Genomic DNA, 8,821 nt, shown 5'->3' with positions numbered 1-8,821 from the left:
CCGCCGGGGGCTGCGTCGTGTCCGTGGGCGCGGCCTCCGCCACGATGCCGGCCAGGCTGACGCCTCCGGCCGGGGAATCGCCGGATGATACGCTCCCCGCTGCCTGCGGGGACGCGCCCGTTCCCGCAGGCGTCTCGCCGCCGGTCGCTCCTGGGGTGGAAGACAGGTTCTGCAGGGAGGCGACCATCTGGGTCAGCACGACGGCCAGCAGGTTCTGGGGCGCCTGGTTCGCATCCGTGACGTTGGCCGAGGCGGCAGGGGGACTGGATCGGTCCTTGCCCGACTTGCCCGCGGACTGGGTGTCTGCGGACGGGGTGCCCATGGATGGGGTGGAAAGGGCGACGGCCGCAGGTTGCGCCGTCTGCATGGGACCGGCGTCCTCGGCGGTCGAGGCAACGAGCACGGCGCTGTCCGGGACCGCACCTGCCGGCGTGCCGGCACCGCGATCGGTCGCGGGGCCACGGGCGGATTTAGGATCGGATTTAGGCACGGATTCCGGGGCGGCTTCCGGCGCAGGGTCGCCGGTCACCCTGCCGCCTTCCTGCGATCCGTCATCCTGCGCCTGGCTGGCGTTCTTGAGGATTGTGCCGAAAAATCCCCGTTGCTCGGCGGCCCTTTTTCCCGCGGCGGACGCCGGGGCGCCGGCTGCGGCCGGCTTCCGGGATGGCGCGATCAGCGGCACGCCGGGCGAAGACGAGTCCTGAACCTGCTCCGCCATGGTCGAGGCTTTCGCCACCGTAATGCCCATCAGACGCCCCGTGTTTCGCCCCTGTACGCGCCGCCGCCCCGGTTGGTCGGGCCCGTCCGAGAATTACGACGATACGGACAATGCCGTATCGAGTTCGCTGAACGACGGCATGAAGGCGTGCGGAATATCCTTGCGCCCGATTTCCGCACTGACCTGGGGCGGACTGCCCTGAAGATGTGCCACGAAGACGATCCTGATGATGTCCTGATAGCGACCATCCTGCTTTATCACATCCCGCATCCGCGCCGCCAGAGGCGCCACGACGCCATAGGACAGCAGCACGCCGAGAAACGTGCCGACAAGGGCGCCGGCGATCATTTCGCCCAGAACGGCCGGCGGCATGTTGATCGAAGCCATCGTCTTGATGACGCCAAGAACCGCGGCCACGATGCCCAGGGCCGGCAGCGCGTCCGCGATGCTTTGCAGGCATTCGGAAATATGCAGCTTCTCGGTCAGGTTTTTCTTCAGCTCGCGGGCCATCACTTCGTCAAGCTGATAGGCATCGTCCGTATTGAGGCTGATGAGCCGGAGATAATCGCAAATCAGGTCGCGCGTTTCCGCATCGTCGCGGATCTTGGGGGCCTGCGCGAAGATGCTGCTTTCACCCGGATTCTCGACATGCTCTTCCAGGGCCATGGTCCCCCGCGCATGGGCCAGGCGCGTGAACCTGAACAGCGTGACGAGCAGGTCGGTATAGGCCGCCTTGTCGTAACGGGGCCCCTTGAGCGCCAGTTTCAGGTCGCCCGGAAGCTGCTTGAGCGCCTGCTTGGAATTCGCCATCACGAATATGCCCACGGCGGCGCCCAGAATGGTCACCAGCTCGAAGGGCATCGATGCGATCAGCGGTGCCAGCCCGCCCCCCGACGCCACGAACGAGCCGAAGACGCAGAGCAGCGCAAAGACCAGGCCCCCAACGAAAAGCATTCAGTCGTCTCCGTTTTCATTCATGTGCGCCGCGCCGGATGCGCCTTCGATCCCGGCAGGGCTGACATACCGCCTGTGCATGACGATCACGACCCGCCTGTTTCCCGCGGCGGACGGGTCGGAGGGCACGGCCGGATTTCTGTCCGCGGCCCCGGACACATCAAGAATTTTTCCGTCCGGATAGCCGGCCCGCACGAGGATTTCCCTGGCATGATCCGCTCTCAGCGCCGACAGGGTCCAGTTGGACATGCGCCATGCCCCGCCGACGCGATAGGCCGCGGCATCGGTATAGCCGATGATGGAAATGCGTTCGGGCATGGGGGCAAGCCACTTCGCGATCTCAGCCAGCATCCGCGTGCCCAGACGGTTGGGCGCGGGCGCCCCCGAATCGAACATCGGGGTATCGCTCGCGTCCCGCAATTCGATCCGGACATCGTCCCGCCCGATCTGAACGGAGAGGTTGGACGCAGCGCCGCGAAGTTCGCCATCGTTGCGGATCGCCTGGTCCAGGCCCGAGACCATGCGCGCGATCCCGGCCTGTTCGGCCGCCGCATCGTCCGCGCCGACATTGCCCGGGCGTTGCGCGGAACCGCTGTCCGGCCCGCCGATCGGCACGATGCTGGCCGGTCTCGCAGTCAGCAGCGTTCCGGCGCTATGGGAGATGTCGTCGGCAGGGCCGCCTTGATTCGACGCGGCGGGATTCGGCGCCGCCGACGTCTTGCCGTCCTTGACGCGCCTGACCGAACGCCCCGTCGTCAGGGGCGATGGCGGCACATCAAGCATGGAATCCGTCGGCTGTACGCGGGTATCCTTGTCGGCCATGGGATTGAAGAACTGCGCAATGCCCCTGCGCTGCTCATCCGTCGTCGCGTTGAGCAGCCACATGACGAGGAAGAAGGACATCATGGCCGTCATGAAGTCGGCATAGGCGATCTTCCACGCGCCGCCATGGCGGTCCTGCGTCTCCGAATCGTCGCTGCGCCTGATGACGAGGTGTCGTCTGTCGTTTCTTGCCATGTGGAGCGGCCGTGGCCTCACGCGCTCTTATGGCGGACCATGCCGACGCGGCATGACGGGTTCCCCCGGAATGCGGCGCGTCCGGCATGGGTCAGGGACAGCGACGTATCCAGCCAGACCTCGCCCCCGATTTCCCGCCAGCGGCGGCAGAAGGTGAAATCCTCGCTGAGATATGTGCCGGATTCCGGATCGATGCTGCCGTCGAACAGCGCATGGTACGGGCTGCCGTCCCCGCCGCCTGCCGCATCGATCCGCCGGTATGCCGTTTCGGGATAGTGCTTGATCATCATGGCGATGGCCTTGCGGCTGATCATCATGAACCCCGTACCGGCGTAATGCGTCCGCAGGAGCGGCCCCTTCTCCCATGTCTGATGCATGGCGTCGGTCTCCCCGACATAGCGCAGCGAGGCCGTTTCCTGCGCTTCGCCGCGCAGGATGTTTTCCTGGGTGCCCTTGTCCCAGAATCGTTCCTTGATCGGATACAGGCCGGCGATCAGATCCTTGTCCGCCGCCAGAAGCCGCGCCGGCGCTTCGGCCGGAAATCCGATATCGGCATCGACGAAAAGAATGTGCGTGGCGTCCGAGCGCGTGAAGAACTGATGGACGAGCGTATTGCGCGCCCGGCTGATCATCGCGTCGTCGCCGAGCAGGGAAAGCGTCATCGGAATCCGCATGACGCTGGTGCACGCGATGACGGATTCCATGTATTCCTGCGTGACCAGCCCCCCGAAACATGGCGTGGCAATAAAGATTTTCGGGGTCGGTTGCTCTGTCTGTTGCATGCGTTTCCTAGCCGCTCATGTCCGTGGGGACGATCGGATCGTATCCGGCACGATCACATTCCGGCCCTGGTCCACAGCGATAGCCGGGGCCTGCCACTTTCTCAAGGATGAAACATGATCCAAAGGCGGGGTCATCCCCTTGGTCGGACGGCAGATGCGCATGAAGGCTCAGCCCGCGGCCACACGGCCGCGCCGTGACAGGTCGTCGATCTCGGCCTGTTCCCGCCGGGTGCGCATTTCCTTTTCTTCCTCCAGCCGCTTGTCCAGGATGGCCTCCGCCGCCTTCAGCGCAGCGTTGGCCTGCATAAGGGCTTCCCGCGCCTGATCCGACGCGCACCGGGCCGCATGCAGCATCGTCTCGGCGGATTCGACGGCCTCCCGCCCGGCGGGCAGCCAGAGTCGGAAATCATCCGATGAAACCTGCCCAACCAATGTCTCGCGCCGTTCGGTTTCGATGGCTGCCCGCCTGGTTTCCAGTCGGCCGAGCGCCGCATGTTCCTCGGCCAGCATCCGGGCCAGTGCGGCTTTCGCCTGATCGACTTCCGTCTTGCGAAGCCGGATCAATGCCTGCAATGCGCGTGCCCGGGCCTCCATCACGCCGTCTCGGGCGGGCCAAGGACGTCGCGCAGGGCGTGAAAGCTTTCGGCAATCGTGGCCTTCTCGCCACGAGACTGCTTCAGAATTTCTTCGATGGCGGGCGCGACGCGGATGGCCCTGTCGGCCCGGGCATCGTTTCCGGTCCGATAGGCGCCCAGGCGAACCATGTCCTGAATGTCGTCCCAGGTCGAAAGATCGGCGCGCGCGTCCTGGATCAGCGCGTTCTCCTCGGCCGCATTGCAACCGGGAACGGTGCGCGAGAGAGAGCGCAGGACATTGACCGCCGGATATCGTCCGGCTTCGGCGATGCGACGCTCCAGGACGACATGCCCGTCCAGAATGCCGCGCACCGCATCGGCCACCGGCTCGTTATGGTCGTCGCCTTCCACAAGAACGGAGAACATGGCCGTGATCTGGCCCGCCCGCCGCTTACGCCCCCGATCGTCAAGCCCCCGCTCGTCAAGTCCGGGCCCCGCCCGCTCCAGCAGCCGGGGCAGTTCGGCGAAAACGCTCGGCGGATACCCCCTGGTCGCGGGCGGTTCGCCCGAGGACAGGCCGATCTCGCGCAATGCCTGGCAGAAGCGGGTCACGCTGTCCATCAGCATCAGGACGGACTTGCCCTGGTCCCTGAAATATTCCGCGGCGGCCATCGCCGCATAGGCCGCTTCCCGGCGCATCAGCGGCGAGGTGTCGGACGTGGCGACCACGACGACCGATTTGGCCAGCCCTTCGGGGCCAAGATCGTCCTCCACGAACTCCCTGACTTCCCGTCCCCGTTCGCCCACCAGCGCGATGACGGCGACATCGCAGTCCGTATTGCGGGCCAGCATGCCCATCAGGGTGGATTTGCCGACACCCGAACCGGCGAACAGGCCCAGCCTCTGGCCCTCCCGGCAGGTCGTGAAGAGATTGAGCGCCCGGATTCCCAGATCGATGCGCGGACCGAGGCGGGCGCGGAGTGCCGCCTCGGGCGGCGGCGCGCGCAGCCGCCTTGGTTCCCCGCCCGGGGCAAGCGGCCCCTTGCCGTCGATCGGGCGGCCCATGGGATCGATCACCCGCCCTTGCCAGGACGCGTTGATGGTCAGGGTGCCGCCCGCGCGGCGTCTCCTCTGCTCCTGGTCGAACAGCCGGAACGTGGCCCGGCATCCCGAACCGATGCCCTCCAGCGATCCGTACGGCATGGCAATGGCGGTGTCTCCGCGAAAGGCGACGATCTCGGCTTCCGTCTCGCGCCCGTCCAGCCCCGCGATGCTGACGCGGTCGCCCACTCCGGTAAAGTCCCGCATCCCGCTGAGAGAAACCGAAAGACCGGACAGCCCCGTCACGCGGCCGTCCAGAAGGCCCACGGGAACGTCATGCCACGGTTCGGCGACAGCCGCGCGCAGCGCGTTCAGAATGCCGGGTATCGCGGCAAGGTCGCCCGAACGGGGCGGCGGCGCGGGCCGGTCCCTCGTTTCGGCGGCCTGCATGCCACCAGCGCCGTGCGGATCGGTCATGTCGCCGCGCGCGGCCGGCCCTTAGAGCAGGCCGGAATAGAGATCTCCCGGCGACGATGACGAACCGCCGACGCCGAACAGCGCGACGATGCCCTGATCGCCGGTGTCTCCGCCAAACAGATCCATCATGGTCGCCGGCGTGTCCGGCGTCTGCGGATTGATCTGCAGCAGGGCGAGATATTGCTCCGCATATTGCTGAATTTCCTTGGGGGTCGAAAGCTTCGTCAGATCGACCTTGTTTTTCAGCATGCTGACCTGCTGGTCGTAACTCAGCGCCCCGAATTGATCGGGATCATAGCCGGAAACCGTCTCCACGACCTTCAGAAGGGTGGGGTCGGACATCAGTTGGGGCAGGGACGTGACGCCGCTCATCTTGCGGGTGAAATACAGCGCGTTGCCGATGCCGTCATCCTGGTTGGCGGTGCTGTTCTCGTACTGGCTTTCTTCGAACTGCGACACGATCGAATTGATCATGTCCGACGTGAAGGGCGTGGCGCTCGCCGAGCCCTTGTTCTGGCCCCAGGTCTGGAAGGCATCGGCAAAGGCCAGCCATGTCGCATTGTCGGATTTCTTGGCCAGCGACGACGCGGACGTCGGATCCTGCGTCAGCAGGTCCTTGATCACCGCCGTCTCGCCGGAAATCGAGCCGAGCCCATAGGCGCCCAGCACCACCTGCAGCACCGAATAATTCTTCAGCAGGCCGTCGGCCGACGTGATCGACGCCGCCTGCTCCTTGAAGGTGGTCACCTCCCGCGAGGTCGTGCCATCCATTTTCGCGTAATTTTCCGCGGCCGTTTCCTCGTCCTTGACGGCGGTAATATACGTCGTGACCGGAGAGACATTGGTGATGGCCATCAGCCCATTCCTCGATATCCTGCCGCGACGCGCAGAGCACGACCTGATTGCGTATCGGGCCAGTAAATGGCCTTCCCACGCGTCAGTTCTATAGGGGCTTCTCACGTAAAACAAGGCACGGCGGAATGAAAAGAGGCGGATGCGACCCTCCGCCGGCTCGGCCGTCACGTGATCGTCGCGACCGTCTTGATCCGCGCGCGCGGATATATTTCGGATTGCGAGAGGACCGATATCGTCGGGCGCACGCGCTCCACGATCGACCGCATGGACTCCCGGACCGGTGTCGAAACGACGACGACGGGCACCTCGCCGCTTGACGAGACGGTGTTGAAGGCTTCGCGCAGTTTCGCGACGAACCGGCTCAGCAGGGTGGGCGGCATGGCCAGGCGCCGCTCGTCCCCCTGTCCGGTGATATGGGCCAGGAACTCGGATTCCCATTCCGGCGACAGCGTGATCATGGGGATATATCCCGCCGGTCCCGTCAAGCTGTTGCAGATTTGCCGGGACAGGCGGACACGCACATGGCTGGTCAGGTTCTGCACGCCGCGCAGGCCCTGGCCGGCGCCTTCCTGTATGCTTTCCAGAATGGTCGGCAGGTCGCGGATCGAGACGCGCTCGGCCAGAAGGGACTGCAGGACACGCTGGACGGTGCTCAGCGTCACCTGCGACGGAATCAGGTCGCTGACCAGTTTCTGCTGCTCCCGCGGAAGATCGTCCAGAAGCGCCTGGGTGGCCACATAGGTCAGAAGATCGGGCAGGTTCTGCCTGACCAGTTCGCTCAGATGCGTCACGATGACGCTGGCCGGATCGACGACGGTGCATTTCAACGCGGCGGCCTTGGCCTTAAGCGCCGGATCGATCCACACCGCGGGCAGGCCGAATGCCGGTTCCGTCGCCTTGTCGCCGGGAAGGGGCGGGGTACTGCCGGACGGACTCATGGCCATCATCTTCCCGGGTTTCACGTCACCCGCTCCGATCTCTATTTCCTTCAGCTTGATCACATAGCGATCCGTCGGCAGCAGGATATTGTCCTGTATCCTGACGGGCGGCGTCACAAATCCCATTTCGGTGGCGATCGTCCTGCGCAGCGCCTTGATCTGTTCGGTCAGCTGGGCGTTTTCGCCGCTGGTCAGCGGCAGCAGGCCGAAGCCGAGTTCGAGACGCAGGAGATCGAGTCTGAGGACGTCGGAAATCGGCGCCGACGCCGGCGGGGCCGCGGTCTCGGTCACGTCTCCGTCCGTATCCTTGGCGGGCGCCTTGTGGCGCCACCACGCCCCGGCGCCGGCCAGGGCGGCGATCAGGAGAAACGGAAGCGCGGGCAGGCCGGGCATGAAGGCAAAGCAGGCCGAAAGGGCCGCCGCCAAGGCCAACGGCTTGGGATTGCCGCCGAGCTGACGGACCAGCGTGACGTCCGCCGAGCCATCCGTGCCGCCTTTCGTCACGACGATACCGGCGGCGGTCGACACCAGCAGGGCCGGAATCTGTGAGACCAGGCCGTCGCCCACCGTCAGGGTCGTGAACGTGCTGGCGGCCTCGCTCAGCGGCATGTCGTGCCGCAGCACGCCGATGGCGAGGCCGCCGACGATGTTGATGACCGTAATGATGATTCCGGCGATCGCATCGCCGCGAACGAATTTGGCGGCTCCGTCCATCGCGCCGTAGAAGGCGCTTTCCTCTTCGAGTTCCTTGCGCTTCCGGCGCGCTGCCCGGTCGTTGATCGCGCCCGAGGACAGGTCGGCGTCGATCGCCATCTGCTTGCCGGGCATCGAGTCGAGGAAGAAGCGCGCGGCCACCTCGGCAATGCGCCCCGAGCCTTTGGTGATGACCATGAAGTTCACCACCAGCAGGATGCAGAACACGATCCCGCCGATCACGACGTCGCCCCCCATCAGAAAGCCGCCGAACGCGGCCACCACATGGCCGGCGGCATAGATCCCGGCACTGCCGTGGCTCAGAATCAGGCGCGTGGTCGCGATTTCGAGCGACAGGCGCAACAGGGTCGTCAGCAGCAGCAGGGTGGGGAACGACGTGAAGTCCAGCGGCCGCTCGAGGAACAGCGCCACCATCAGGACAAGCACGGACGCGGTGATCGACAGCGACAATCCGGCATCGAGAATGAATGTCGGCAGCGGAATGATCAGGATGGACAGGAACAGCAGAACGCCGAGCGCAAGGCCGACATCCGTTCCCGGAATCAGCGACCGCCAGGGCAGGTTCTTCCAGCCGTCGCCGCGCAGCAGGCCGGCCGATTGCGAGAGATTGCGTGAAACCGACGAAATCTTCTGCCGCGCGGCGGCGGTCCGTTCCGCCAGCCTGCCGTCGCCCGGTTTTTTTACCGTAACGCCTTTGGCGGTGTCCAAGATGCCACGTTTCCTTTCGCGTGCCTTTGCGACACGGTGCTC

Annotated in this window: 8 protein-coding genes; all 8 read right to left on the bottom strand. The window is 65.4% G+C overall.

Annotated features, from left to right (window positions below; all coding sequences use genetic code 11):
• Positions 1 to 748: hypothetical protein (locus HUK84_RS01735; RefSeq protein WP_176638676.1), on the bottom strand; the 748-nt coding region annotated here is incomplete at its 3' end.
• A 63-nt stretch (positions 749 to 811) separates the two neighbouring features.
• Positions 812 to 1,672, bottom strand: coding sequence for a flagellar motor stator protein MotA (motA, locus tag HUK84_RS01730; protein ID WP_176638675.1), 861 nt, complete (start codon positions 1,670 to 1,672; stop codon positions 812 to 814).
• Positions 1,673 to 2,689, bottom strand: coding sequence for a flagellar motor protein MotB (locus HUK84_RS01725; protein WP_176638674.1), 1,017 nt, complete (start codon positions 2,687 to 2,689; stop codon positions 1,673 to 1,675).
• Between the two features lie 17 nt (positions 2,690 to 2,706).
• Positions 2,707 to 3,471: a hypothetical protein gene (locus HUK84_RS01720; protein WP_176638673.1), complete on the bottom strand. Its 765-nt coding sequence runs from the start codon at positions 3,469 to 3,471 to the stop codon at positions 2,707 to 2,709.
• A gap of 168 nt (positions 3,472 to 3,639) precedes the next feature.
• Positions 3,640 to 4,065 carry a flagellar FliJ family protein gene (locus tag HUK84_RS01715; protein ID WP_218064139.1) on the bottom strand — a complete coding sequence of 142 codons (426 nt, stop codon included), beginning with the start codon at positions 4,063 to 4,065 and terminating at the stop codon, positions 3,640 to 3,642.
• Positions 4,065 to 5,453 carry a flagellar protein export ATPase FliI gene (fliI, locus tag HUK84_RS01710; RefSeq protein ID WP_246285290.1) on the bottom strand — a complete coding sequence of 463 codons (1,389 nt, stop codon included), beginning with the start codon at positions 5,451 to 5,453 and terminating at the stop codon, positions 4,065 to 4,067. The genes HUK84_RS01715 and fliI overlap by 1 nt, the downstream gene beginning before the upstream one ends.
• 132 nt (positions 5,454 to 5,585) lie before the next feature.
• On the bottom strand, positions 5,586 to 6,419 hold the full coding sequence (locus HUK84_RS01705) for a DUF1217 domain-containing protein (RefSeq protein ID WP_176638671.1): 834 nt from the start codon (positions 6,417 to 6,419) through the stop codon (positions 5,586 to 5,588).
• Positions 6,420 to 6,583: 164 nt separating this feature from the next.
• Positions 6,584 to 8,659 carry a flagellar biosynthesis protein FlhA gene (flhA, locus tag HUK84_RS01700; RefSeq protein WP_374729239.1) on the bottom strand — a complete coding sequence of 692 codons (2,076 nt, stop codon included), beginning with the start codon at positions 8,657 to 8,659 and terminating at the stop codon, positions 6,584 to 6,586.
• Between the last annotated feature and the right edge of the window lie 162 nt (positions 8,660 to 8,821).

It is taken from the genome of Nguyenibacter vanlangensis (assembly GCF_013376155.1).
GTDB classification, from domain to species: Bacteria; Pseudomonadota; Alphaproteobacteria; order Acetobacterales; family Acetobacteraceae; genus Gluconacetobacter; species Gluconacetobacter vanlangensis.
Note: the sequence above shows the minus strand (reverse complement) of the source record. Positions and strands in the feature narration are given on the sequence as shown.

Bases quoted from the DNA above. Each gene is read 5' to 3' on its own strand.
- motA (WP_176638675.1), bottom strand. From the start codon at position 1,672: ATGCTTTTCGTTGGGGGCCTGGTCTTTGCGCTGCTCTGCGTCTTCGGC.
- HUK84_RS01720 (WP_176638673.1), bottom strand. From the start codon at position 3,471: ATGCAACAGACAGAGCAACCGACCCCGAAAATCTTTATTGCCACGCCA.
- HUK84_RS01715 (WP_218064139.1), bottom strand. From the start codon at position 4,065: ATGGAGGCCCGGGCACGCGCATTGCAGGCATTGATCCGGCTTCGCAAG.
- HUK84_RS01725 (WP_176638674.1), bottom strand. From the start codon at position 2,689: ATGGCAAGAAACGACAGACGACACCTCGTCATCAGGCGCAGCGACGAT.
- HUK84_RS01705 (WP_176638671.1), bottom strand. From the start codon at position 6,419: ATGGCCATCACCAATGTCTCTCCGGTCACGACGTATATTACCGCCGTC.